The following is a 25,119-nucleotide window of genomic DNA, read 5'->3' as shown; positions in this document are numbered from 1 at the left end:
TAATGGGTAGAATATATCAGGAGGTGAGTCTAAATGACAAAATTTAAAGCAAAAGAGAAGGAAAAAAATTTAGAGCATGAACAAGAAGAGCAAGCTGAAGAACTAAATCATGAAAATCAAGACAATGAACAATTAGATAATAAAGAGACGGCTGATTCAAATTCAGCTGAGGAAGAACACACTGAACAGACAGAAGACAATGAAGCAGACATTCTTAAAGTTAAAGAAGAAGAAATTGAACAGTTTAAAAAAGAGCAAGAAGAATTAAAAAACCGTCTGCTAAGAGTTCAAGCCGATTATGAAAATTATAAACGGCGTACCAATGAAGAAAAAATCAAAGAAAGAAAGTTCCGGGCACAAAGTTTGGTGGAAGAAATTCTTCCGGTACTAGATAACTTTAAAAGGGCGTTAGATGTGAAGACAGAATCTGAGGAAGCCGGCTCTCTTAAGAAAGGCATGGAAATGGTTTACCGCCAATTAACAGCTGCATTAGAAAAAGAAGGCGTTAAAGAAATTGAGGCTGTCGGCAAACCGTTTGATCCTCACATGCACCAAGCCGTTATGCAAGTTGAACATGATGAATATGACGAAAATACTGTCGTTGAAGTCTTGCAAGCCGGTTTTACATTAAATGATCGGGTTGTTCGGCCTGCAATGGTAAAAGTGAGCTCTTAAAGTATCATACAGCTGGATAGAATCAAAGCAATATTGGTTCCATGTTTAGGTACAAACTTACATAGAATGTTTAGGAGGTTTTCTTAATGAGCAAGATCATTGGTATTGACTTAGGAACAACAAACTCATGTGTTGCTGTTATGGAAGGCGGAGAAGCTACGGTTATTCCTAATGCTGAAGGAAATAGAACAACGCCTTCTGCTGTTGCTTTTAAAAACGGCGAACGCCAAGTTGGCGAAGTGGCTAAGCGGCAAGCCATCACTAACCCAAATACGATAATCTCCATCAAAAGACACATGGGTACAGATTATAAAGTAGATATTGAAGGCAAAAAATATACACCGCAAGAAATATCTGCTATTATTTTGCAAAAATTAAAAGCTGATGCCGAAAGTTATCTTGGTGAAAAGGTAGATAAGGCTGTTATTACTGTTCCGGCATACTTCAACGATGCCGAAAGACAAGCAACCAAAGATGCTGGTAAAATTGCCGGCTTGGAAGTATTGAGAATCATTAACGAACCAACTGCCGCATCGCTGGCTTACGGATTGGATAAAGGCGAAGATCAAACCATTCTAGTTTACGACCTTGGCGGCGGTACATTCGACGTATCCATTCTTGAACTTGGCGACGGTATCTTTGAAGTTAAAGCAACTGCCGGCGATAACCGTTTGGGCGGCGATGATTTCGACCAAGTGATCATTGACTATCTCATCGAAGAATTTAAAAAGGAAAACGGCATTGACTTGTCCAATGACAAAATGGCATTGCAACGCTTAAAAGACGCTGCCGAAAAAGCCAAAAAAGATCTTTCAGGCGTGTCCCAAACGCAAATTTCTCTGCCTTTTATCACTGCAGATGCCACAGGACCAAAGCATCTTGAAGTTAATTTAACAAGAGCTAAATTTGAAGAATTATCTGCAGATCTTATAGAAAGAACAATGGGACCGACACGTCAGGCGCTTAATGATTCAGGCTTGTCTGCAAGCGAAATTGATAAAGTAATTCTTGTCGGCGGTTCAACAAGAATTCCTGCAGTACAAGAAGCCATAAAAAATCTTACAGGCAAAGACCCTCATAAAGGCGTTAACCCTGATGAAGTTGTTGCTCTTGGCGCTGCAATTCAAGGCGGAGTGTTGTCCGGCGATGTTAAAGATGTTGTTCTTTTAGACGTGACACCTCTGTCATTAGGTATTGAAACAATGGGCGGTGTATTCACGAAGCTTATCGAAAGAAATACAACCATCCCTACAAGCAAATCGCAAATTTTCTCAACAGCTGCCGATAACCAAACATCTGTAGACATTCATGTTCTGCAAGGTGAACGAGAAATGGCGGCTGACAATAAGACGCTAGGACGATTCCAATTAACGGACATCCCGCCTGCACCACGCGGTGTTCCGCAAATTGAAGTGACTTTCGAGATTGACGCAAATGGTATTGTTCATGTTAAAGCAAAAGATAAAGGCACAAACAAAGAACAATCTATCACAATCCAATCTTCTTCAGGCTTAAGCGATGAAGAAATTGAAAAAATGGTAAAAGATGCTGAAGAAAATGCTGAAGCTGATAAAAAGCGCCGTGAAGAAGTAGATCTTCGCAATGAAGCGGATCAAATGGTATTCACAACAGAAAAAACATTAAAAGACCTTGGCGATAAAGTTGAGGAAGCTGAAAAAACGAAAGCTAACGAAGCAAAAGATAAATTGAAAAAAGCTCTTGAAGGATCAGATCTTGAAGAAATCCGCAAGGCTAAAGATGAACTTCAAGAAATTGTACAACAATTATCTGTTAAACTTTATCAACAAGCAGCAGATCAAGCCCAAGCAAATCAAGCTAACCAAGGAGACGATAAGGGCAAAGATAATGTTGTCGATGCTGATTATGAAGAAGTTAACGATGATGATAATAAGAAATAATCAACATTAGCGATTTAATTGAAAAGTCAAAGCTGGACATAGGTCTTGGCTTTGACTTTTTCCATTAAAGAAGATGTCCGGAAGCACTTATAACGATTCAATTAAATATTTTATTATTGGTAAATTTAAACGGCTTACAATTAAATTATTGGCTTGCTTCTTTAATTGCAATGGTGATATGATTTAATCTATGTGATGTCATTCGGGAGTGATTTCATGAGTAAACGGGATTATTATGAAGTACTCGGGGTGGACCGAAATGCATCTAAGGATGAGATAAAGAAAGCTTATAGGAAGCTTGCTCGGAAATACCATCCTGATGTTAATAAAGATCCTGATGCCCCTGAGAAGTTTAAAGAGGTTAAAGAGGCTTATGAAACATTAAGCGATCCTCAAAAGAAAGCCCATTACGATCAATTTGGACATACAGACCCTAATCAAGCAGGCTTTGGAGGCGCCCAAGGCTTCGGCGCCGGCGATTTTGGCGGTTTTGGAGATATTTTTGATATGTTTTTCGGCGGCGGCGGGCGCAGGCGCGATCCTAATGCGCCAAAACAAGGTGCTGATCTGCAGTATACAATGACAATAACCTTTGAAGAGGCTGCCTTTGGCAAAGAAACAGACATTCAAATACCTCGGGAAGAATCATGCGGCACTTGTAAAGGATCAGGCGCGAAGCCTGGTAGCAAACCGGAAACATGCCCGCACTGCCAAGGGGCTGGTCAAATTAATGTTGAACAAAGCACACCTTTTGGCAAAGTTGTGAACAGGCGTGTATGTCATTATTGTCAAGGTACAGGGAAATTTATTAAAGATAAATGTACGACATGCGGCGGCAGCGGCCGTGTGAAAAAACAAAAGAAAATCCATGTGAAAATACCTGCAGGCGTTGATGATGGGCAGCAAGTCCGCTTATCAGGCCAAGGAGAAGCAGGGATTAACGGCGGACCGCCTGGAGATCTTTATGTTGTCTTTAATGTTAAGCCTCATAAATTTTTTGAGCGCATGGGAGACGACGTCTATTGTGAAGTGCCTCTTAATTTTGCTCAAGTCACTTTGGGCGATGAAATTGAAGTTCCAACATTATATGGGAAGGTCAAACTGAAAATACCTGCTGGCACACAAACCGGAACAAAATTCCGATTGAAAGGAAAAGGCATCAAAAATGTCCGCGGATATGGCCAAGGTGATCAGCATGTAACCGTACGCGTCATCACACCGAAAAATCTTTCTGAACGGGAAAGAGAATTATATAAAGAATTAGCGGAAATTAGCGGAAAACCTATTAATGATGAACAAAATGAAAACTTCTTTTCAAAGGTCAAACGCGCTTTTAAATCCGATTAAAAGAAATGGAGCTTGATGGAGTTGAAATGGTCGGAAATTTGTATTCACACAACCCAAGAGGCAGTTGAGCCAATCGCTAATATTTTACATGAAGCTGGATCAAGCGGTGTTGTTATTGAAGACCCTACAGACCTTCAAAAGGATTGGTCGAGCGTCTATGGTGAAATCTATGATCTTAATCCGGATGATTATCCTATGGAAGGTGTCTTGGTCAAAGCTTACCTGCCTGTTAATAGCTTTTTAGGCGAGACTGTTGACGGAATCAAAGAAGCGATTAATAATCTTATCACACACCAGATTGACCTAGGCGAAAATACGATAACAATCAGCGAAGTTAATGAGGAAGAATGGGCTACCGCATGGAAAAAATACTATAAACCTGTTAGAATAACAAAACGTATTACAATAACCCCGACATGGGAAGAATATAAACCGAATAGTAAAAACGAACTAGTTATTGAACTTGATCCAGGAATGGCTTTTGGGACTGGAACACATCCAACGACTATTTTATGTATCCAAGCTCTAGAAAAAGTCCTTAAACGTGGAGATAAAGTTATTGACGTAGGAACAGGAACGGGTGTATTGAGCATAGCAGCGGCCAAACTCGGCGCGGAGTCAGTCTTTGCTTTCGACTTGGATGATGTTGCCGTGCAGTCCGCTAGAATCAATATAAAGCTCAACAAAGTCAATGACAAAGTGACGGTCAAACAGAATAATCTGCTTGATCATTATCAAGGCCCGGCACCTCGTGTGATTGTTGCCAACTTGCTAGCTGAAATCGTGGTCCGATTATCAGATGATGCAGCAAAGGTAATCAGTTCAGATGGTTATTTTATTACATCCGGCATCATTAAAAATAAAAAATATGAGGTCATAGAGAAATTAAAGTCATCCGGGTTTATGATTTTTGAAATCTTAGAGCAAGAAGACTGGGTAGCGATTATCGCAAAAAAAGCTTAACGGAGAACGAAAAGAATGCAGCGATATTTTGTCAATAAGGAGCAAATTAGCGAACAAACGATAACGCTGTTGGCTGATGATGCCAAACATATACAAAAAGTGATGAGAATGAACCCCGGGGATCGTTTAATCTGTGCTGACAATGAGGGCAATGTTTATTTATGCGAGATACAATCCCTGGAATCTGACTGTATCACAGCCGTTATTAAAAAACAGCTGGAAGAAAATGCAGAGCTTCCGATACATGTCACGATAGTACAGGGGCTCCCTAAAGGTGATAAGCTAGAATTTATCGTCCAAAAAGGTACAGAATGCGGCGCTAGGGCTTTTATTCCTCTTAAAGCAGAACGGTCGATCAGTAAGTGGGCGGTAAATAAGGTAGACAAAAAGCTGTCGAGACTTAAAAAAATCGCCAAAGAAGCGGCTGAGCAGTCCCATCGAACGTATATACCGGAAATCGGGAGACCCGTATCTATAGATCAGCTTATTAAAATGAGTGATCACTACCATAAAAAAATTGTTGCATATGAAGAAACAGCAAAAGCTGGAGAGCAGCATGCTCTCCCAAAAATTTTAAATGAAATAAAAGCAAACGAAAGACTTATAGCGGTTATTGGTCCAGAAGGCGGCTTTTCTCCGGAGGAAGTTCAAAAACTCGAGCAAGCGGGGTTTACTTCCTGCGGATTAGGCAATCGAATTTTAAGGACTGAGACAGCGCCGCTCTATGTTTTATCAGCTGCTTCCTATCACTTTGAATTATTGAAGAGGGGTGAATGAATATGCCTTCTGTTGCCTTTCATACACTAGGTTGTAAAGTCAATCATTATGAAACGGAAGCTATATGGCAATTGTTTCAAAAGAACGGCTACGAACGAAAAGATTTTGAGTCCACAGCTGATGTTTATGTCATCAATACATGCACCGTTACGAATACGGGAGATAAGAAAAGCCGGCAAGTGATTCGGCGGGCAATTCGTCAGAACCCAAACGCCGTCATATGTGTCACGGGATGCTATGCGCAAACTTCGCCAGCTGAAGTCATGGCCATACCAGGCGTCGATATCGTTGTAGGTACACAAGACCGCGAGAAAATGCTTGGATATATCGAGCAGTATAAAAAAGAACGAGAACCGATTAACGGCGTCAGCAATATTATGAAAGCCCGTGTCTATGAGGAACTTGAAGTACCTGCTTTTACTGATAGAACCAGGGCATCCCTTAAAATTCAAGAAGGATGCAACAACTTCTGCACTTTCTGTATTATTCCTTGGGCAAGGGGGCTTCTAAGATCCCGGAAACCGGAGTCTGTGATTGCACAAGCGCAAAAACTTGTCGATGCAGGCTATAAAGAGATTGTATTAACGGGCATTCATACTGCCGGATACGGTGAAGATATGAAAGACTACAATTTTGCTCAGCTTTTACGTGATCTTGAAGCTAAAGTTAACGGGATTAACAGGATTAGAATCTCATCAATTGAAGCCAGTCAAGTCACTGATGAAGTGATTGAAGTCATTGATAAATCCAATATCGTTGCCCGTCATTTGCACATTCCGCTGCAATCTGGGTCTAATTCTGTCCTGAAGAGGATGAGAAGAAAGTATACTGCAGAATTTTTCGCTGAAAAAATTAATAATCTGCGTCGTGCATTGCCTGATTTTGCTTTAACATCTGATGTCATTGTCGGATTTCCGGGAGAAACTGAAGAAGAATTTAATGAAACCTATGAATTTATTAGGGATCTCAAATTTGCTGAGCTTCACGTTTTCCCTTATTCGCAGCGAACAGGCACACCGGCAGCACGCATGGACAACCAAGTTCCGGATGATGTCAAACATGAGCGTGTTACACGGCTGATCTCCCTTTCAAATCAATTAGCGAAAGAATATGCTTCAAAATATGAAAATGAGGTATTAGAAGTTATTCCAGAAGAGCCGTATAAAAAAGACCCATCGACAGGTTATTATGTCGGTTATACAGATAATTATCTTAAAGTGAAATTTCCTGCAGCTCCAGATATGGAAGGAAAGCTGGTTCGCGTTAAGATCACTAAAGCGGGCTATCCTTATAATGAAGGACAATTTGTCAGAGTCATTGAAGCCGACCAAAAAACAGCGGCTAGTTTATAAAGCGGAAGTTGACCAATTATTGCTATTCGTATATAATTACAAAAGACATGATATTTATGTCCCTTAGCGGTGCGATTTGGAGGGAGGGAAACACAAGATGGTTGAAACTAAAGTACGCAAGAATGAATCTATTGAAGACGCGCTTCGCCGTTTTAAACGTTCTGTGTCTAAATCCGGTACATTAGCAGAAGTAAAAAAACGCAAGCATTATGAAAAGCCAAGTGTTCGCCGTAAGAAAAAATCTGAGGCGGCACGCAAGAAACGTAAGTTCTAGGAAGGGTGTTCTGATGAGCTTTGTTGATCGTCTTACTGAAGATATGAAGCAGGCGATGAAAGATAAGGATAAAGTCAAATTATCCGTTATTCGCATGATCAAGTCATCGCTGCAAAATGAATCGATCAAGCTCGGAAAGGAACTATCGGAAGACGAAGCGTTAACTGTCTTATCCCGAGAACTCAAACAGAGGAAAGACTCCCTCCAAGAGTTTGAGAATGCAGGACGCCAAGATTTAGTCGATGGTATAAAAAAAGAAATTGCTGTGATCGATTTATATATGCCTGAACAGCTTTCTGAACAAGAACTTCAGGACATTATAGATGAAACGATTAAAGAGACCGGCGCCTCATCAAAAGCCGATATGGGTAAAGTAATGAGCGCCATTATGCCTAAAATTAAAGGACGCGCTGACGGCAGTCAAGTCAGCAAAATCGTCCAAAATAAGCTATCATAAAAATACCTTGCAGATTGCAAGGTATTTTTTATACATACGAAAAATATAATTTAACGATTTTATAAAAGAGAGCTTGTGAAAAGGTTTAGCAAAAGTGACATAATCGAAAAGGATAAATGGGTGAGGGACATTAATTTCAGAAAGATGGTGTTGTTGATCCGTTGCCAGGAAAAAAACAAGGGTTAATTCTGATTAGCGCTTGATTTTTTATTGGTTATGATTATCGCAAACGCCATATATGAATAGCGCAAGGAATTGATTTAAACCGATGTAAATAATTGAACATTCAGAATTAACTATACTTATAACTTTGACCTATTTATACCGTATAATGAATGTTAATAAATTTTTAAAAAAGGGGGGTACCATGATGGCTACCATTTCTATTCTTATTATCGCAGTGATTATTATTGTTGCGTTAGCCATCTTTTTTACTTTTGTTCCAATTATGCTTTGGATTTCTGCCCTGGCTGCCGGCGTAAAAATTGGCATTTTCACTTTAGTCGGCATGAGACTGCGGCGGGTTACCCCGAGTCGTGTTGTTAATCCTTTGATTAAAGCGGTAAAGGCCGGCATGCAGCTAAGCACAAACCAGCTTGAAGGTCATTACCTGGCCGGAGGAAACGTTGACCGGGTTGTCAATGCCTTGATTGCAGCGCATCGGGCAAATATTGAATTGAGCTTTGAAAGGTGTGCAGCGATTGATTTAGCTGGACGGAATGTTTTAGAAGCCGTGCAAATGAGCGTCAATCCAAAAGTTATCGAAACGCCTTTTATTGCAGGCGTTGCTATGGATGGCATTGAAGTTAAGGTAAAAGCAAGAATTACAGTAAGAGCGAATATTGACCGCCTTGTCGGAGGGGCCGGTGAGGAAACGGTTATCGCCAGAGTCGGGGAGGGGATTGTCAGTACCCTTGGCTCTTCAGACAGCCATAAAAAAGTGCTTGAGAATCCTGACCTTATTTCGCAAACAGTGTTATCTAAAGGTCTCGATGCCGGAACGGCTTTTGAGATTCTATCGATCGATATTGCCGATGTAGATATCGGCAAAAATATTGGGGCGCATTTGCAAACAGAGCAAGCTGAGGCTGATAAAAACATTGCCCAAGCGAAAGCTGAAGAGCGCAGGGCCATGGCTGTAGCAAAAGAGCAAGAAATGAAAGCAAGGGTTGAAGAAATGCGTGCTAAAGTTGTTGAATCAGAGGCTGAAGTGCCGCTTGCAATGGCAAAAGCTTTAAGAGAAGGACATATCGGTGTGATGGATTATATGAATTATAATAACATTAAGGCGGATACCGAAATGCGCCATGCCGTTGGAGACATTAACCAAGAAACCAAAGATGACAGAAAAGGATAAGTCAGATGGCTTCGGTTATTATAACGATCCTCATTATTATCATTGCCGGCGCCTTTACAAAAAGCTCTAAAGATAGAAGCGGCAAAAGTAAAAAAGCAATTAAAAAGCCTCAAACCAAATATCGTTCAAATGCTAATAAGTATAGAGAGCAGCCTCATCAGCCTCATGCGGCGCCTGATCATCTTCACCTGGAAAAAAAACAGTCTCAGGTTGAAAAAAAGCCTCTTTCATCAAGCCCTGTCTCTTTAAAAAGACATCAATCACAGGAGTCCCGTTCCTCAAAAGCGCCTGTGATTTCAAAGAAAAGTTTTCAAGAAGCCTTTATTTTATCTGAATGCCTTGACAAACCGAGAGCATTTCGCCCGCACCCTTCCATACGAAAGTATCAACATTTGCAGCACTTAAATCCGTCGAATCACTTAATGAATCAATCAAATGATTATAAGGAGTAAGCATCTTAGCCGGTGCTTGCTTTTTTTGTGCTGTAATCAGTGATAGTCATACAGGTTCTTTCATAAAAATGAATAAAGAGGTGGGTGAACGGAGATGAAGAAGTGGCGCGACAATTTCAAAAAATGGTTTATTAACCATTCCGATATGCCCGCAGATGTGATCATGGACTTGCCCAGAATAACAATGGTTGGACAATTACATATATACATAGAAAATCATAAAGGCGTTATTTCATTTTCAAATGAGGAACTTCGGTTATCCATGAAACAAGGACAGCTGCAAATCATCGGGAAAGATTTTGTTCTTAAAGCGATTTTGCCTGAAGAAATACTTCTGGAAGGCTTCATTCAGAAAGTTCAATTTCTAGAAGATAAAAGGGAACTGATTTGACGGCAAGCCTAAGGGCGTAGACAGGTACATACATTACATCTTCCTATCTTGCTTTCTACGCCGAACCCACTTCTATCTTTGGGATAAATATTGATAGCATATATTGGAGGAGATGGCATGAAAAAAAACTGGAATGACAAAGTCTATGGCCATGTCAGAGTATCGGTTGCCGGGCGGCTAACAGAACAATTTATCAATCGCTGCGTTCGCGAAGAAATCACAATATGGAACATACAGCGAATTGATAAGACAACGATAACTTGTTGCATCCTCCTCAAAGATATAAAAAAAATAAAGCCTGTTTTAAAAGCGACAGATTGCCGGATTCACTTCATTGAAAGGGCCGGCCTGCCGTTTCTTTATAAAAAATTAATGTCGCGTTCAGGAATTATAAGCGGTTTTATTTTATTTTTTCTTGCTTTATTCTTCTTATCAAATATAGTTTGGCGCATTGATATAAATGGTGCTGATCCAAAGCTTGAAGCAGAAATTAAAGCCATTCTTAACAAAATGGACGTTCATGTCGGAGCATTTGAATTTTTTCTGCCGTCGACAGAAAAAATTGAAAGCGAATTATCAAGCCGCCTTAATAAAGTCACTTGGCTTGGTGTGTCGAAAGATGGGACAACTTATCACATTGATTTGGTTCAAAAGGAGTTGCCGAAAAAGGACAAAGCGCCTGGTCCAAGGCATCTGGTAGCAACAAAAAAAGCGATTATCCATAAAATATTTGCCGAAAAAGGACAACCATTAGTTGAACAAGATCAATTTGTAAAACCGGGTCAAATCTTAATTTCTGGATTAATCGGAAAAGAATCTGCTCCGGCGCCGATTGCGGCTAAGGGCAAGGTTATCGGAGAAACCTGGTATCAGTCGGAAACAACCATTCCTTTACAATCAAACGTCAAAACTTACACAGGGAAAACTTATACCAAACGCCAACTTCAACTTTTCGGATGGAATTGCCCTTTATGGGGTTTAAAAAAGAAGCCTTTTAAGCATTATGATCGGGAAGTGACGAAAAAACCAGTTCATTTTCTATTTTGGGACTTGCCTATTGCTTACAAGCGTATTATTTACCGGGAAGATGATGAAAATGAACGGAAGCTCACGGAATCACAAGCCATACAAGAAGCCAAACAAGCTTCCTATAAAAAGTTAAAATCACAACTGCCGCTGAAGTCGAAGGTTGTCTCGCAAAATATTGATAAAAGGATTATAAAAAATGGCAAGATGAAGCTCTATATGCATTATATTGTCTACGAAAACATTGCAAAGCCGGAAGCGATTGATCCAGTCAAAGTAAAAGAGCAAATAGAAAAGCATAAAAAGGAAAAGAAGGACGGCGGTTAATACCTGCCGCCTTTTTATATTTTGGATAAGAAAATGGGGGAGACGCTAAAAGTTTTTACAAGATTGTCTTGTCTTCGTTTTTTCTGAACTTCCCATCAGCAAGTTTTCTTTATTCGGGTTGGAATTGGGGGCTTCTTATATGGTAAACTAAGGTAAACATGATGATATTGATTCAAGGAGACTGAGTAGATTGTCAGAACAACAATTATATACAATTGATTTAGAAATAAACCAAGCTAATGATGCCATCGCCTTGTTTGGTCCAAGAGATGCCAACTTAAAGGTCATTGAAGAAACATTGGACTTGTCTATCGTGACAAGGGGAGGCGCCCTTAATATATCCGGCCGGCATGAAGAGGTCCAAACAGCTGAGGACGTATTAAAAGCTTTATTAGGCCTTATTAGACAGGGCAAGTCTATCACCGAGAGGGATGTTGTCTATGCTGTTCAATTAGCCAAAGAAGGCGCGATTGAAGAGTTGCATGATATTTATAATGAAGAAATAACGGTTAACGCCAAGGGCAAATCTATACGCGTGAAAACACTTGGACAGAAAAGATACATAAATGCGATAAAAAAAAATGATATGGTTTTTGCGATCGGGCCAGCCGGAACAGGAAAAACTTATTTAGCTGTTGTTATGGCTGTTACCGCTCTTAAGTCAGGTAATATCAAACGAATCGTCCTTACGCGTCCGGCAGTAGAGGCCGGAGAAAGCCTCGGCTTTCTTCCAGGCGACCTGAAGGAAAAGGTTGATCCCTATCTGAGGCCCTTATATGATGCGCTCCATGATGTCTTAGGGGCGGAACATACCTTGCGTTTAATTGATCGCGGAACAATTGAAATTGCGCCGCTGGCTTATATGAGGGGAAGAACGCTCGATGATGCTTATGTCATTCTTGATGAAGCGCAAAACACGACAAACGAACAAATGAAGATGTTTTTAACCCGCCTTGGCTTCGGTTCCAAAATGATTATTACGGGCGATATTACCCAAGTGGATCTTCCTAAAGGGAAATCATCCGGGCTAAGTACAGCAAGCCAAGTTTTAAAGGATGTTAAAGGTATTTCTTTTGTAAAGCTTTCAAGTGTAGATGTTGTTCGTCATCCATTAGTCCAAAAGATCATTAAAGCATATGAAAGTTAATCAGCTAATAAACGAATTTTAGAAGAAACTTATCCAAAATTCGTCTTACCCAGGCAGGAGGAAAATCATGAAGCATAAAGATTCAGGAAAAGATTGGAGGCAATTTGCAAGCAAAGCCTATTTTATTTGGGGAATTTATGCGCTCCTGGGGATTGCGATGTATATCGCGATGATTAATACTGCAATACCAAAAAAGCTTAACGTCCATCTTCACGAAATTGCTAAACATGATATTCAATCCCCAATTGAAACCATTGATAAAGAAGCGACTAAGGTCAAACAGCAAGAAGCAGTAGAATCGGCGCCGTCGACTTATGTTTATAAGAAAGATGCCGCCCTTATGCAAGTTGAAAAAGCCGGCGATATCTTTGATGTCATTAATGAAGTTAAAACGGACTCCGATAAGCACAGCTCAATGGATGATAAGATTAAGAAGGTAAGAGACAAGCTCTCTGATTCAACAAATGATGAGCTTTCAGACAAAACCGTTGAGACGCTTCTAAAGGCTTCGGACAGTGAATTATCCGTGGCGCAAGATATGGTTAATACAGCGATCTATGAAACGATGAATAACAAAATTAAATGGAGCGACCTTGAACGCGTTCAAAAGAATGCTTCGAATATGATCCCTTCTTCAGTAACATCAAAAGCAATGCGTCAAGCGATGATCAACATTTTGAAAGATTCTATTGTCCCGAATTATATGTTTGACGCTAATGCGACAAAAAGAAATAAGGAAGAGGCAGCAAGACAGGTGGATAATGTCGTGATCCACCAGGGAGAAGTCATTGTCAAAAAAGGCGAGCTGATTACCCGCGATGTTATGCACAAATTAAAAGTTGTCGGGTTGTTGGACAACCATCTTAAAGTTCTGCCTTTTATAGGGCTTGCCATTTTTGTTTTGTTTTTAACCAGTTTGCTTATTATGGAATGCCAGCATTTTAAAACAAAACAAGGCGCTCCAGATGTCACGCGCTTGTTAACTTTTTTGGTTATATTTATTTTTATATTATTATTGATTAAATTGGACAGCATATTGGAAAATACGCATACCGTTGGGATTAATTATCTTGTGCCTATCGCGACAGGAGCTTGGCTGATCCGCATGCTCCTTAGCAAACGGCTGGCGATTGTCTCAAGCGCTGTATTCAGTTTATGCGGCAGTTTAATATTCGGCGAATCGTCATCAGCCAGTGTGTTTGACATGCAGATGGGCGTCTATTTATTATTGTCGTCGCTGGCAGGCGTTTTTGCGCTTAAAGGACATGGCACGCGCTTTAAATTGCTGCAAACCGGTTTTATTATATCGGTGATTAATGTTTTTATTGTAGCAGGATTAATATTTATTCAAAATGGGACGCTTCATCTCTATGAAACCGGCCTAACCCTTGGTTTTGCTTTTCTTTCCGGACTCCTGTCTACTATTTTGACATTCGGGCTTATGCCGTTTTTTGAGGCAACATTTGGCATTTTATCGCCGATAAAACTCATTGAATTATCAAATCCTAATCATCCTTTATTACGTAAAATTTTAATGGAAGCGCCCGGAACTTATCATCACAGTGTTATGGTTGCTAATCTTGCCGAAAGAGCTTGTGATGTTATAGGTGCGAACGGACTTCTGGCCAGAGTGGCTGCATATTATCATGATATTGGCAAAACAAAACGGCCGCGGTTCTTTGTCGAAAATCAATTTAATCATGAGAATCCGCACGAGAAAATATCTCCGCAGCTCAGCCGGACGATTATTATTTCACACCCTTATGACGGCGCTGATATTTTGCGTAAGCATCATATGCCTAAGGAAATCATTGATATTGCCGAGCAGCATCACGGGACAACCCTGCTTAAGTATTTTTATCATAAAGCGAAAGAAGTTTCGGATCAGGAAGTTCTTGAAAGCGAATTTCGTTATCCCGGGCCAAAGGCGCAAACAAAAGAAGCCGCCGTCGTTGAGTTGGCTGACAGTATAGAAGCGGCTGTCAGGTCAATGGCCAAACCGACCCCTATGAAAATTGAATCATTGGTTCAGAAAATATTTAATGAACGGTTGGAGGACGGTCAGTTTGACGAGTGTGACATTACGTTAAATGAACTGCGGATGGTTAAAGAATCAATCTGCGAAACTCTAAATGGCGTCTTCCATTCCCGCATTGAATATCCAGAGGAATCAGATCATAAGAAGGTGAACAACAAGTGAATTTAACGATCGATATGTACGATGAAACAGGAGAACTAAAAAAAGAAGATCAGCATCTCATCATCGATTTATTGGAGCATGCTGCCGGCCGATTAAAAATAGAAGAGGAAGCAGAGTTATCTGTCACTTTTGTCGATAATAAACGCATTCAGGAAATTAATGCTGAATACCGTCATAAAGATCAGCCGACAGATGTTATTTCCTTTGCGCTTGAAGAGCAGGGGGAGAATGAAGTTAATATCATTGATGAGGGGACTGCTCCCAGAGTTCTGGGAGATATTATAGTATCTTTGCCAAAGGCGCATGAACAGGCGGAATATTATGGCCATTCCTTTCAAAGAGAGCTGGGATTTCTTGTTGTCCATGGTTTCCTCCATCTGCTTGGGTATGATCATATGACTGAAGAGGACGAAAAGGAAATGTTTTCTCTTCAGGATGATATTTTGGAGTCCTATGGTCTCTCGAGGTTCAGCTAAGTGTTGAAACGTGAAGCTTCAAACTTCTTAAGAAGATTAAATTGTGCCATTTCAGGCATTATTTCGGCGTTTAAGCGGGAAAGGAATTTGCACATACAATCAATCGTGGCCATCCTTGTTATCATCATTGCGATTTTGATCCATGTCTCTTATACAGACTTTATGATTATTTTAATTTTAATCGGCGGTGTGATAAGTCTAGAGATGGCCAATACCGCTGTTGAAAGAACGGTTGATTTAATAACGGAAAAAAAGCCCCATCCGCTGGCAAAAGCAGCAAAAGATATTGCTGCAGGCGCAGTTTTATGTTTTTCGATAATTTCAGCTATAATTGGTTTTATGATATTATATAAAACGCTCTTATAGCAGATGTTGAATGGTTTTGTAAAGGGGAGTATTCATATGGATGATAAACAGCTCATCACTTTGGCCAAAAAAGCACGCGAAGATGCTTATGTGCCTTATTCCAAATATAAAGTGGGCGCTGCCTTACTTACAAAGAGCGGGCAAGTGTTCACAGGATTTAACATCGAAAACGCTGCTTATTCTTTATGCAACTGTGCAGAAAGAACAGCGCTCTTCAAAGCTTTTTCTGAAGGTGAAAAGGAATATTCAGCTCTTGCTGTCATTGCCGATGCAAAGAGGCCTGTACCGCCGTGCGGTGCATGCCGGCAAGTTTTGGCAGAATTATGCCCGCCTGATATGAAGGTCATTTTAACTAACCTTTCGGGGGATACACAATATACAACAGTAGAAAAACTTTTGCCTGGAGCATTTTTAGCGGAGGACTTAAGCTCATGACACAAGAACCATACAAATCAGGTTTTGTTGCTCTCATCGGCCGGCCGAATGTAGGCAAATCAACGCTTTTAAATCAAGTGCTCGGCCAAAAAATAGCGATAATGAGCGATAAAGCCCAAACAACAAGAAATAAAATTCACGGCGTTTATACATCTGACAAGGCGCAAATTGTTTTTATCGATACACCCGGCATTCATAAACCTAAGCATAAGCTTGGAGAATTTATGACGAGGATTGCCCAAAATACACTGAATGAAGTGGATTTAGTCGTCTTTATGATTGATGTTGAACAGGGTTATGGAAAAGGCGACCAATATATTATCGATTTGCTCGAAAAAGCGAAAACACCTGTATTTTTAATCTTAAATAAAATTGATAAAGTTCATCCGGACGAGCTGCTGCCGCTTATTGAAGAATACAGAAGCAAATACGCTTTTGACGAAGTGATTCCGATCTCGGCACTTCAAGGAAATAATGTGAATACATTAATAGAACTGATTACTTCATATCTGGACGAAGGTCCAAAGTATTATCCTGATGAACAAGTGACGGACCATCCGGAACGTTTTATTGCAGCGGAACTCATCAGGGAAAAAATTCTCCATTTGACAAGAGAAGAAGTCCCGCATTCTATAGCAGTTGTCATCGATGACATGAAACGGGAAGAAAATGATGTTGTATATATTCAAGCAGCTGTTGTTGTTGAACGGCCCTCACAGAAAGGTATCATTATCGGCAAACAAGGCGCCATGCTGAAAAAAATTGGAACGCTGGCGCGAAAAGATATTGAAGCATTGCTTGGGTCGAAAGTGTTTTTGGAGCTGTGGGTCAAGGTGCAAAAAAATTGGCGCGATAAAGAATCGCAGCTGCGGGATTTCGGTTTTAGCGAAGATGAATATTAACGTCAAAATCTGAGGAAAGAAATCTCAGTTCAGTGCGTTTTAATGCTGGATAAAGCTCCATCCCATTTAAATTAGCAAAATTTCCTTATCATGTTTTTGCTGGTTTTACAAAACCTATATTATAGAGGTTTTTAATATATGAAAGGTGGTTTAATCATGTTAGACTTTACTTGGAAGGTCTTTTGCATGACTGGCAACATCGACACCTATCTAATAATGAAAGAAATGGAAAAAGAACATGATGATGTTGAGGAAATAAATGAATGGGAGAAGATTGAGGATCAGCCGATACAATAAAAATTGTAAGCAGGTGATTATTCCTTGATGGAGAAAGCCGAAGGAATCATTATAAAAACAATTAATTATGGGGAAACAAATAAAGTCATCACTTTATTTACAAGAGAACACGGCAAGATCGGCTTGATGGCCCGGGGAGCAAAAAAAGCAAAAAGCAAGCTCGCTGCGGCAAGCCAGCTGCTCATGTACGGCCAGTTTTTATTTAAAAGAGGCAAAGGGTTAGGTGTACTGTATCAAGGTGAACCTATTCTTTCTTTTCGAAGCTTAAAAACAGACTTAAACAAAATGGCGTACGCTGCTTATATCGTTGAAATGTTAGATAAGTTAACTGATTCAAACATTAAAAACCCTTATTTATTTGAACTTTTGCTGCAAATATTATCTTACATTGATGAAGGCGTAGATCCGGATGTCTTAACAAGGATTTTTGAAGTGAAAATGCTTAAGACAGCGGGGATAGAACCAGAATTAAATGCTTGTGTACATTGCGGTTCAAATGATGGGCCATTTTCTTTTTCTATGAGCAGCGGTGGGCTGATTTGCCGCCGATGTTCCCGAAATGATCAATACGTGATGCCGATCTCACAGACTTCAGTAAAACTGCTTCGCCTATTTAAATATTTTGACTTAAAAAGGTTGGGTGAAGTTAATCTAAAAAAAGAAACAAAAGATGAATTAAAACATATCTTATCTGCTTATTATGATCATTATTCAGGTCTGAATCTTAAGTCAAAACGTTTTTTGGACCAGCTTGATGCTTTTGAGAAAAATCTTGCATCGCCTAAGCGCTGACTCCTATTTCTTTTTATAAAGAAATAGGAGTTTCTCTGTTTTTTAAAATTTATGGAATGAATTCATTAAAACCCATTCGTTTTTAGATTATAATAAGTAATTGGATATGTTCCGAAAAGAAGGGCGGTGAAACGAATGGAATTAAATGAACGGCAAAAAAAAATTATTGAAATTACTAAAGAAAATGGCCCGATTACCGGTGAACAAATTGCTGAGAAATTAAACTTAACGAGAGCAACGTTAAGGCCGGATTTGGCGATTCTGACGATGTCAGGCTTTTTAGAAGCGCGTCCAAGAGTCGGCTATTTTTATACTGGCAAAACGCAGTCGCAGCTCCTTACAGACAAAGTGAAAAAAATGACGGTGAAATCCTATCAATCTATACCTGTCGTCGTTGAAGAATCTGCCTCCGCTTATGATGCCATCTGCACGATGTTTTTAGAAGATGTCGGCACCCTTTTTGTAGTTAATAAAGACGGTGTTTTAATTGGTGCGCTGTCACGAAAGGATCTGCTTCGAGCAAGCCTCGGAAATCAGGATCTCTCCGCAATACCCATCAGTGTGATTATGTCGCGGATGCCTAACATTACTTATTGCCATAGCCATGACCTGATTATCGACGTTGCCAAACTGCTTATCGAACGGCAAATTGACGGAATGCCGGTTGTAAAAGAGACAGACAAAGGATTGGAAGTTACCGGCAGACTGACAAAAACAAATGTGACACGGGCTTTTGTCGAACTGGCGGAAGGCCAATTTGATTAACCTCATAGGGGGATGCAAAATGAAAAGTACAAATCATGATGTGAAAAAAGTATATATTGTTTCCGATTCTGTTGGGGAAACTGCCGAATCAGTGATCAAAGCGGCAGCGATACAATTTAAAGACTGCGAGATTGAAGTTGAAAAGTTTCCATTTGTGAATGATCTTGACACAATTAATGAAATTATTTTTTCGGCAAAAGAGAACAATGCTTTAATCGCTTTTACGCTTGTTGTTCCAGAAATGAAAGATCATTTAGTCAAATCAGCTGAAGAAAATAATGTTGAAATTATTGATATTATTACACCAACCATTCATAAACTGACATCAATCTTTCAACAAGAGCCAAGTTATAAACCGGGCCTCATTCATAAGCTTGATGAAGATTACTTTAAGAGAGTGGAAGCGATTGAATTTGCGGTTAAATACGATGACGGAAGAGACCCGAGAGGCATTTTAAAAGCGGACATCGTGTTAATTGGCGTATCCCGAACATCGAAAACGCCTTTGTCGCAGTATCTTGCATTAAAGCGTTACAAAGTAGCCAATGTGCCGCTCGTTCCTGAAGTGGACCCGCCGGAGGAATTGTTTAAAATAAACCCTGATAAATGTTTCGGCTTGCGCATTTCACCGGAACAGCTCAATCATATCAGAATAGAAAGGCTAACAGCCCTCGGTCTTGATTCTAACGCTAACTATGCTAAGATCAATCGCATTAAAGAAGAGTTGGATCATTTTGAAAATGTCATGAATAAAATCGGCTGCAGAGTGATTGATGTTTCAAACCGGGCAGTTGAAGAGACCGCGAATAGAATCCTTGCATTAGTTAAATAGGATAAATTGATATTTAATACACCGAATGGAGGCGGTGTATTAAATTTTTTTCTTTTTATCTTGAAGTTTGTATTTTAAATGTATTATAATACATATTTGTGATTAAAATAACAAATAAAGCTCTATTTCACCTCTATTCGACAAATTTCGCAAAATTTAAACATGATCCTTCATGAAGGATTTTAATGAGAGGATATAGAATTTAAAATATATGCTTAAGAAGAGAAGGCTTTTCGTCGATGCAGATGCTTGTCCTGTCAAAAAGGAGATCGAGCAAGTAGCAGCGCATTATCCTGTTTCGTTAATTTTTGTTGCTTCTTATTCCCATTATTCAATTGACAGTGCACCCGGATGGATATACGTTGATCCAGACAAAGAAGCCGCCGATATATATATTGTTAATCACGCCGAAGAGGGGGATATTGTCGTTACGCAGGATATGGGGCTTTCAAGCCTGTTAACGCACAAACATGTTTATGTATTAACTCCGGGTGGAAATTTAGTTAAAGAGAAGGACATGCCCAATATTTTGCACAGGAGATACATGTCCTACAAACAATTGGCCCAAGGAAATAGGATTAAGGGTCCTAAGCCCTTCAGCCTTAAAGATCGACAACGTTTTTGCCGTTCCTTGGAAAATTTATTGAGCCAGTTATCATAAAGCAGCAAAAAAAGCAAAGTTTTCTTTAGAGTAGACACTGGTGGTGTATGCAAACATGCGGATACAGGAGGAAACGATCGAAAAAATACGAACGTCTTTGGACATTGTTGATATCATTGGTGAATATGTTCAATTAAAGAAGCAAGGAAAGAGCTATACCGCTCTCTGCCCTTTCCATAATGAACGAACACCATCCTTTTCTGTATCGCCTGATAAACAAATTTTTCACTGCTTCGGCTGCGGTGCCGGGGGAAACATATTTACGTTTGTCATGGAGATTGAAGGTTTTTCTTTTCCGGAAGCTGTTCAGTTTCTAGCCGAAAAAGCTCATATTGAAATCTCCGAAAAATATACTCAAGACAAACAGCGCAATCATAAAGGCTATCAAGAACAGCAAACCTTATATCAAGCGCTTGAGCTTTTGACAAAATTTTACCATTATATGCTATGCGAATCAAATTACGGCGAAAAGGGAAGAGATTATCTTAAAAGGCGAGGTTTCTCTCAAGAAACGATCGAGAAATTCCAAATAGGATTTGCCGTGGATTCATGGGAGGCGGCAACAAACTTTTTGCAAAAGAGGGGCTTTTCGCTTCCGCTTTTGGAAAAGGCCGGCATACTGTCAAGGCGGCATTTCGACGATAAATTTTTTGATCGGTTTAGAAACCGCATTATATTTCCGATTTGGGATCGCAGAGGAAAAGCGGTTGCCTTCGGCGGACGGATATTAACAAATGAAAAACCAAAGTATATAAATACACCGGAGTCTAATATATTTCATAAGGGGAATATTCTTTATGGATATCATTTGGCCCGCTCTTCCATTAAACAAGAAAATCAAGTTGTTTTATTAGAAGGCTATGTGGATGTTATTAAGGCTCATCAAGCCGGCATTACCAACGCTGTCGCTTCCATGGGGACATCTTTAACCGAAGAGCAAGCAGGACTTTTAACAAGAAACGCTGAAACTATTATAATATGCTATGACTCCGATCAAGCCGGCATCGATGCGGCTTTCCGTGCTGCAGAAATGTTAAAAGACCGCGGCAGAACGGTGAAAATAGCGAAAATGCCTGAAAACCTGGACCCCGATGACTACATTAGCAAATTAGGCGGTGAACGTTTTCGGAACGATGTAATAGGGGCTGGCCAAACGCTTATGGCTTTTAAAATGGATTACTTGCGGTCAGGACGAAATCTTTATGATGAAGGAGATCGGATGCGCTATATCGAAGATGTACTACATGAAATAGCCGGACTCAAAAAAGCAGTTGAGCGGGATCATTATCTGAGGCAATTGGCCGATGAATTTTCAATATCGCTTGATGCTCTGAAACAGCAGCAATATCAAATGTACCGGCAATTGAAGAAGCATGGGAAAGAGCGCATAACCGCTTCCGCATCCAAGATGGTTAAACAAAATAAGCTGTATCCTGCTTACCATGCGGCTGAAAGACAATTAATTGCCCACATGATGAGAAGCGCAGAAATTACTGAACTTGTAAAAGAAAAAATAGGCGGTTCATTTAATATTGATATTCATCAAGCTTTGGCTGCACATTTATACGGTTTTTATGAAGATGGCGCACCGCCTGATATTAGTTTATTTATACAGCGGCTGAATGATCCAGAGCTGCAAAATGCTGCTACAGATCTTGCGATGATGCAGATTAACGAATCAGCATCTGACAAAGAAATCCAAGATTATATTGATCAGGTTATAAAACATGGCAAAGCTGAAGCCATTAAAGTTAAAGAAGAACAAAGAAGAAAAGCCGAACAAAATCAAAATGTAGAATTGGCAGCTAATCTCTTGGCTGAGATTATCTCAATGAAGAAAGAAATTAAAGGCATGTAAAATTAGAATTAAGAGTATTGGAAGGAGGGGATCAAATGGCTGAGAAACAAAGCAAGACCGATCACGAGACAACCATTGATCAAGTGAAAGAACAGCTTGTTGAGCTGGGGAAAAAACGAGGTGCTCTTTCTTATAGTGAGGTATCAGAACGTCTTGCGCCATTTGATCAAGACTCAGAGCAAATGGATGAGTTTTATGAATATCTTGAAGATCAAGGTGTTGACGTTCTTGAAGATATTCACAACACTGACAATATCGTAAGTAAAGAAGAGGAATTTGATCTCAATGATCTCAGTGTTCCGCCGGGTGTAAAAATAAATGACCCTGTGAGAATGTACTTAAAAGAGATCGGGCGGGTTGATTTATTGTCAGCCGAAGATGAGATTAATCTTGCCAAAAGAATAGAGCAAGGCGATGAAGAAGCAAAACGGCGCCTTGCAGAAGCGAATTTGCGTCTGGTTGTCAGTATTGCTAAGCGCTATGTGGGCAGAGGCATGCTATTCCTTGACCTCATCCAAGAAGGCAATATGGGTCTTATAAAAGCCGTTGAGAAATTTGATTATAGAAAAGGCTACAAGTTCAGCACATATGCAACTTGGTGGATCAGACAAGCAATTACAAGAGCGATTGCCGATCAGGCAAGAACGATTAGAATTCCCGTGCATATGGTTGAGACCATTAATAAGCTGATTAGGGTACAGCGTCAAATGCTGCAAGATTTAGGCCGTGAACCTACACCTGAAGAAATTGGAAAAGAAATGGAATTACCCCCTGATAAAGTAAGAGAAATACTTAAAATAGCTCAAGAACCTGTATCATTGGAAACACCGATTGGTGAAGAAGATGATTCGCACCTTGGCGATTTTATCGAAGACCAAGATGCTCAAGCGCCGTCAGATGCTGCAGCTTACGAATTGCTGAAAGAACAGCTTGAAGATGTGCTCGATACGCTTACAGACAGAGAAGAAAATGTCCTTCGTCTGAGATTTGGTTTAGACGACGGCAGAACAAGAACTTTAGAAGAAGTTGGGAAAGTTTTCGGCGTAACAAGAGAGCGTATTAGACAAATAGAAGCTAAAGCTCTTAGAAAGCTGCGTCATCCAAGCCGTAGTAAACAACTTAAAGACTTTTTAGAATAAGATGTAACAGTTAAAGTTTACTTCATTTGTGTGAAGTAAACTTTTTTTGTATTCTTGTCATTTATTTTACTGACTTTTTTTATGATTTGCAAATACATCTTTTATCGAGATTTGTAAATTAATATTTATTGACGCGGAATACACACATAAAAAGCTTTTAAACCAATACTTATAAACAATTTTTTAGAGCGAAAACAGATATTTAATTTTTTAGATAATTGAAATAACAGATGCGGGTATTTTATAATGTATGTAAGCGTATCCATAATGCGGGAGGAGAAAACTCATGGATTTCCATTTAACACACGAACAAATGATGATAAAAAAGATGATGAAAGAGTTTGCGGATGAGGTGGTAGCACCCGGAGCAACAGAAAGAGACAGAAATAAAGCGTTTCCGAAAGATATTTTTGATCAACTTGGTCAACTTGGCATATTAGGGCTGCCTTTTCCTGAAGAATATGGCGGCGGTGGAGCGGATACCATATGCTTTGCCATCGCTGTTGAAGAATTAAGCCGAGCGTGCGGCTCTACCGGTATCACTTATTCAGCCCATGTTTCGCTTGGGGGAGCGCCTTTAAACTTATTCGGAACAGAAGCGCAAAAAAGGGAATATTTAGTGCCGATATGCAACGGGGATGCCTTAGGGGCTTTTGGTCTGACTGAAGCAAACGCCGGCTCAGATGCAGGCGGTACAGAAACGGAAGCAAGACTAGAAGAAGGGGAATGGGTTATTAACGGCAGCAAATGCTTTATAACAAATGCATCATACGCCAAAGTGATTCCCATTACGGCCGTTACTTCCCGCATTAATGGAGAAAAGGAAATAAGTGCGATTATTGTTCCTGCGGATGCTCAAGGATTTTCTATAACAGAACCATATGAAAAAATGGGTTTAAATGCTTCAAATACTACAGAACTATTTCTTGAAAATGTTCGCGTGCCGGAGGAAAATATTTTAGGCAAAAGAGGAGAGGGCTTTAAGCAATTTCTGATTACTTTGGACGGCGGAAGAATTGGAATAGGGGCCATGGCTGTCGGCATCGCGCAAGCCGCCTACGAAGATGCTCTTAACTATGCAAAGCAGAGAACGCAATTCGGCAGGGCTATTTCTAAGTTTCAAGCCATTCAATTTAAATTGGCAGATATGGCATTAAAAATAGAGCTTGCCCGTCAAATGGTATATAAAGCGGCTTGGTTAAAAGATCAAGGAAAGAAATTTACAAAAGAAGCTTCCAATGTGCAAATTATACGCATCGGAAATTTGCATGGAGGTTTGTACCGAAGCCATTCAGATTCATGGCGGGAACGGTTATATGCGCGAATATCAGGTTGAACGTTACCTGAGGGACGCTAAATTGCTTGAAATAGGGGAAGGCACCTCTGAGGTTCAAAGGATGGTCATTGCAAGGGAAATCGGCTGCTAAAAAAGATTCAGTTCATGACTTTCTGATCTGGTCTTTCATTCATTTAGAATATAAAGTAAAATATAATAAGGGGAAATATTCAGCAAACGGCTTTGATTGATCCAAAAATATACATAGGGGGATTGTTATATGAAGCGGAATCCGCTTGTGCCTTTTGGCATCATTGCTGTATTAGGTATTATATTTGTTATTGTATTATCTGTTTGGGGCGGCAATATTGTACAAGATCGTCAAGCGGCAAAAGCTGGAAAGACGAGTACAGCAAATGTAAAACCTGAAGCTATCTTTAAGCAAAATTGCGCTTCTTGTCATGGGCAAAATCTAGAAGGCGGTGCGGGACCAAATCTGCAGCATATTGGAAGCAAAATTTCAAAAGATAGAATTCTAAAACAAATTAAAAATGGCGGCGGCGGAATGCCGGCAAATGTCATTCAAGGCGATGAGGCCCAAAAAGTTGCTGATTGGCTGTCTAAAAAGAAATAAGGAAAAAGGAAAAAGCGATCTG

Annotated in this window: 26 protein-coding genes and 1 pseudogene; all 27 read left to right on the top strand. The window is 39.9% G+C overall.

Annotated features, from left to right (window positions below; genetic code table 11):
* Window positions 1–33 precede the first annotated feature (33 nt).
* The 27 genes and pseudogenes from grpE (at window position 34) to cccA (ending at window position 25,097) form a co-directional block, all read left to right on the top strand.
* On the top strand, window positions 34–675 hold the full coding sequence (gene grpE / locus JOD45_RS09910; RefSeq protein ID WP_205003729.1) for a nucleotide exchange factor GrpE: 642 nt from the start codon (window positions 34–36) through the stop codon (window positions 673–675).
* Window positions 676–761: 86 nt separating this feature from the next.
* Window positions 762–2,594: a molecular chaperone DnaK gene (gene dnaK / locus JOD45_RS09905; RefSeq protein ID WP_205003728.1), complete on the top strand. Its 1,833-nt coding sequence runs from the start codon at window positions 762–764 to the stop codon at window positions 2,592–2,594.
* A 216-nt stretch (window positions 2,595–2,810) separates the two neighbouring features.
* On the top strand, window positions 2,811–3,941 hold the full coding sequence (gene dnaJ / locus JOD45_RS09900; protein WP_205003727.1) for a molecular chaperone DnaJ: 1,131 nt from the start codon (window positions 2,811–2,813) through the stop codon (window positions 3,939–3,941).
* 21 nt (window positions 3,942–3,962) lie between these two features.
* Window positions 3,963–4,904, top strand: coding sequence for a 50S ribosomal protein L11 methyltransferase (prmA, locus tag JOD45_RS09895; RefSeq protein WP_205003783.1), 942 nt, complete (start codon window positions 3,963–3,965; stop codon window positions 4,902–4,904).
* Between the two features lie 15 nt (window positions 4,905–4,919).
* Entirely contained in the window at window positions 4,920–5,681 is a 762-nt protein-coding gene (locus JOD45_RS09890) for a 16S rRNA (uracil(1498)-N(3))-methyltransferase (protein WP_205003726.1), read from the top strand.
* A gap of 2 nt (window positions 5,682–5,683) precedes the next feature.
* The gene (gene mtaB / locus JOD45_RS09885; RefSeq protein WP_205003725.1) at window positions 5,684–7,033 is read left to right on the top strand and encodes a tRNA (N(6)-L-threonylcarbamoyladenosine(37)-C(2))-methylthiotransferase MtaB; all 1,350 of its coding nucleotides are present in this window, start codon (window positions 5,684–5,686) and stop codon (window positions 7,031–7,033) included.
* A gap of 97 nt (window positions 7,034–7,130) precedes the next feature.
* Window positions 7,131–7,307 (top strand): 30S ribosomal protein S21, encoded by a 177-nt coding sequence (gene rpsU / locus JOD45_RS09880; protein ID WP_132742901.1) that lies wholly within the window; start codon window positions 7,131–7,133, stop codon window positions 7,305–7,307.
* 13 nt (window positions 7,308–7,320) lie between these two features.
* Entirely contained in the window at window positions 7,321–7,764 is a 444-nt protein-coding gene (locus tag JOD45_RS09875) for a GatB/YqeY domain-containing protein (RefSeq protein ID WP_205003724.1), read from the top strand.
* Between the two features lie 370 nt (window positions 7,765–8,134).
* On the top strand, window positions 8,135–9,121 hold the full coding sequence (gene floA / locus JOD45_RS09870; RefSeq protein WP_380898193.1) for a flotillin-like protein FloA: 987 nt from the start codon (window positions 8,135–8,137) through the stop codon (window positions 9,119–9,121).
* A 5-nt stretch (window positions 9,122–9,126) separates the two neighbouring features.
* Window positions 9,127–9,573 (top strand): hypothetical protein, encoded by a 447-nt coding sequence (locus JOD45_RS09865; RefSeq protein ID WP_205003722.1) that lies wholly within the window; start codon window positions 9,127–9,129, stop codon window positions 9,571–9,573.
* 94 nt (window positions 9,574–9,667) lie between these two features.
* Window positions 9,668–9,964, top strand: coding sequence for a sporulation protein YqfC (yqfC, locus tag JOD45_RS09860; RefSeq protein ID WP_205003721.1), 297 nt, complete (start codon window positions 9,668–9,670; stop codon window positions 9,962–9,964).
* Window positions 9,965–10,081: 117 nt separating this feature from the next.
* Window positions 10,082–11,317: a sporulation protein YqfD gene (yqfD, locus tag JOD45_RS09855; protein WP_205003720.1), complete on the top strand. Its 1,236-nt coding sequence runs from the start codon at window positions 10,082–10,084 to the stop codon at window positions 11,315–11,317.
* Window positions 11,318–11,507: 190 nt separating this feature from the next.
* Entirely contained in the window at window positions 11,508–12,464 is a 957-nt protein-coding gene (locus JOD45_RS09850) for a PhoH family protein (RefSeq protein WP_205003719.1), read from the top strand.
* 67 nt (window positions 12,465–12,531) lie between these two features.
* Window positions 12,532–14,664, top strand: a complete 2,133-nt coding sequence (locus JOD45_RS09845; RefSeq protein ID WP_205003718.1) for an HD family phosphohydrolase — start codon at window positions 12,532–12,534, stop codon at window positions 14,662–14,664.
* Entirely contained in the window at window positions 14,661–15,140 is a 480-nt protein-coding gene (gene ybeY, locus JOD45_RS09840; protein ID WP_205003717.1) for an rRNA maturation RNase YbeY, read from the top strand. Before JOD45_RS09845 ends, ybeY begins: the two co-directional genes overlap by 4 nt.
* Window positions 15,141–15,506, top strand: coding sequence for a diacylglycerol kinase family protein (locus JOD45_RS09835; protein ID WP_338056072.1), 366 nt, complete (start codon window positions 15,141–15,143; stop codon window positions 15,504–15,506).
* A 36-nt stretch (window positions 15,507–15,542) separates the two neighbouring features.
* Window positions 15,543–15,941, top strand: coding sequence for a cytidine deaminase (locus JOD45_RS09830; RefSeq protein ID WP_205003716.1), 399 nt, complete (start codon window positions 15,543–15,545; stop codon window positions 15,939–15,941).
* The gene (gene era / locus JOD45_RS09825; protein ID WP_205003715.1) at window positions 15,938–16,843 is read left to right on the top strand and encodes a GTPase Era; all 906 of its coding nucleotides are present in this window, start codon (window positions 15,938–15,940) and stop codon (window positions 16,841–16,843) included. The genes JOD45_RS09830 and era overlap by 4 nt, the downstream gene beginning before the upstream one ends.
* A 156-nt stretch (window positions 16,844–16,999) precedes the next feature.
* On the top strand, window positions 17,000–17,140 hold the full coding sequence (locus JOD45_RS09820) for a YqzL family protein (protein ID WP_205003714.1): 141 nt from the start codon (window positions 17,000–17,002) through the stop codon (window positions 17,138–17,140).
* Between the two features lie 24 nt (window positions 17,141–17,164).
* A complete protein-coding gene (gene recO / locus JOD45_RS09815; RefSeq protein ID WP_205003713.1) occupies window positions 17,165–17,932 on the top strand; it encodes a DNA repair protein RecO in 768 nt (255 codons plus the stop codon).
* A gap of 135 nt (window positions 17,933–18,067) precedes the next feature.
* Window positions 18,068–18,697 carry a transcriptional regulator CcpN gene (gene ccpN / locus JOD45_RS09810; RefSeq protein WP_205003712.1) on the top strand — a complete coding sequence of 210 codons (630 nt, stop codon included), beginning with the start codon at window positions 18,068–18,070 and terminating at the stop codon, window positions 18,695–18,697.
* A 19-nt stretch (window positions 18,698–18,716) separates the two neighbouring features.
* Window positions 18,717–19,529 (top strand): pyruvate, water dikinase regulatory protein, encoded by an 813-nt coding sequence (locus JOD45_RS09805; RefSeq protein ID WP_205003711.1) that lies wholly within the window; start codon window positions 18,717–18,719, stop codon window positions 19,527–19,529.
* 211 nt (window positions 19,530–19,740) lie between these two features.
* Window positions 19,741–20,190 (top strand): YaiI/YqxD family protein, encoded by a 450-nt coding sequence (locus JOD45_RS09800; RefSeq protein ID WP_205003710.1) that lies wholly within the window; start codon window positions 19,741–19,743, stop codon window positions 20,188–20,190.
* Window positions 20,191–20,245: 55 nt separating this feature from the next.
* Window positions 20,246–22,048: a DNA primase gene (gene dnaG, locus JOD45_RS09795; RefSeq protein WP_205003709.1), complete on the top strand. Its 1,803-nt coding sequence runs from the start codon at window positions 20,246–20,248 to the stop codon at window positions 22,046–22,048.
* A gap of 35 nt (window positions 22,049–22,083) precedes the next feature.
* On the top strand, window positions 22,084–23,187 hold the full coding sequence (rpoD, locus tag JOD45_RS09790; RefSeq protein WP_205003708.1) for an RNA polymerase sigma factor RpoD: 1,104 nt from the start codon (window positions 22,084–22,086) through the stop codon (window positions 23,185–23,187).
* A 286-nt stretch (window positions 23,188–23,473) separates the two neighbouring features.
* Window positions 23,474–24,614, top strand: a pseudogene (locus JOD45_RS09785) (acyl-CoA dehydrogenase family protein).
* Between the two features lie 129 nt (window positions 24,615–24,743).
* On the top strand, window positions 24,744–25,097 hold the full coding sequence (cccA, locus tag JOD45_RS09780) for a cytochrome c550 (protein WP_205003707.1): 354 nt from the start codon (window positions 24,744–24,746) through the stop codon (window positions 25,095–25,097).
* The last annotated feature ends 22 nt before the right edge of the window (window positions 25,098–25,119 follow it).

It is taken from the genome of Scopulibacillus daqui, assembly GCF_016908855.1.
Lineage (GTDB): Bacteria > Bacillota > Bacilli > Bacillales > Sporolactobacillaceae > Scopulibacillus_A > Scopulibacillus_A daqui.
The sequence above is the reverse complement of the archived record's forward strand: the minus strand, read 5'-3'. Positions and strand labels throughout refer to the sequence as shown.

What these genes read in the sequence shown, in the direction of transcription:
- JOD45_RS09805 (WP_205003711.1), top strand. Translation starts at nt 18,717, where the DNA reads ATGAAAAGTACAAATCATGATGTGAAAAAAGTATATATTGTTTCCGAT.
- yqfD (WP_205003720.1), top strand. Translation starts at nt 10,082, where the DNA reads ATGAAAAAAAACTGGAATGACAAAGTCTATGGCCATGTCAGAGTATCG.
- floA (WP_380898193.1), top strand. Translation starts at nt 8,135, where the DNA reads ATGGCTACCATTTCTATTCTTATTATCGCAGTGATTATTATTGTTGCG.
- dnaJ (WP_205003727.1), top strand. Translation starts at nt 2,811, where the DNA reads ATGAGTAAACGGGATTATTATGAAGTACTCGGGGTGGACCGAAATGCA.
- rpsU (WP_132742901.1), top strand. Translation starts at nt 7,131, where the DNA reads ATGGTTGAAACTAAAGTACGCAAGAATGAATCTATTGAAGACGCGCTT.
- era (WP_205003715.1), top strand. Translation starts at nt 15,938, where the DNA reads ATGACACAAGAACCATACAAATCAGGTTTTGTTGCTCTCATCGGCCGG.
- grpE (WP_205003729.1), top strand. Translation starts at nt 34, where the DNA reads ATGACAAAATTTAAAGCAAAAGAGAAGGAAAAAAATTTAGAGCATGAA.
- dnaG (WP_205003709.1), top strand. Translation starts at nt 20,246, where the DNA reads ATGCGGATACAGGAGGAAACGATCGAAAAAATACGAACGTCTTTGGAC.
- ccpN (WP_205003712.1), top strand. Translation starts at nt 18,068, where the DNA reads ATGGAATTAAATGAACGGCAAAAAAAAATTATTGAAATTACTAAAGAA.
- yqfC (WP_205003721.1), top strand. Translation starts at nt 9,668, where the DNA reads ATGAAGAAGTGGCGCGACAATTTCAAAAAATGGTTTATTAACCATTCC.
- JOD45_RS09875 (WP_205003724.1), top strand. Translation starts at nt 7,321, where the DNA reads ATGAGCTTTGTTGATCGTCTTACTGAAGATATGAAGCAGGCGATGAAA.
- JOD45_RS09800 (WP_205003710.1), top strand. Translation starts at nt 19,741, where the DNA reads ATGCTTAAGAAGAGAAGGCTTTTCGTCGATGCAGATGCTTGTCCTGTC.
- dnaK (WP_205003728.1), top strand. Translation starts at nt 762, where the DNA reads ATGAGCAAGATCATTGGTATTGACTTAGGAACAACAAACTCATGTGTT.
- JOD45_RS09820 (WP_205003714.1), top strand. Translation starts at nt 17,000, where the DNA reads ATGTTAGACTTTACTTGGAAGGTCTTTTGCATGACTGGCAACATCGAC.
- JOD45_RS09845 (WP_205003718.1), top strand. Translation starts at nt 12,532, where the DNA reads ATGAAGCATAAAGATTCAGGAAAAGATTGGAGGCAATTTGCAAGCAAA.
- JOD45_RS09890 (WP_205003726.1), top strand. Translation starts at nt 4,920, where the DNA reads ATGCAGCGATATTTTGTCAATAAGGAGCAAATTAGCGAACAAACGATA.
- JOD45_RS09865 (WP_205003722.1), top strand. Translation starts at nt 9,127, where the DNA reads ATGGCTTCGGTTATTATAACGATCCTCATTATTATCATTGCCGGCGCC.
- JOD45_RS09830 (WP_205003716.1), top strand. Translation starts at nt 15,543, where the DNA reads ATGGATGATAAACAGCTCATCACTTTGGCCAAAAAAGCACGCGAAGAT.
- cccA (WP_205003707.1), top strand. Translation starts at nt 24,744, where the DNA reads ATGAAGCGGAATCCGCTTGTGCCTTTTGGCATCATTGCTGTATTAGGT.
- mtaB (WP_205003725.1), top strand. Translation starts at nt 5,684, where the DNA reads ATGCCTTCTGTTGCCTTTCATACACTAGGTTGTAAAGTCAATCATTAT.
- rpoD (WP_205003708.1), top strand. Translation starts at nt 22,084, where the DNA reads ATGGCTGAGAAACAAAGCAAGACCGATCACGAGACAACCATTGATCAA.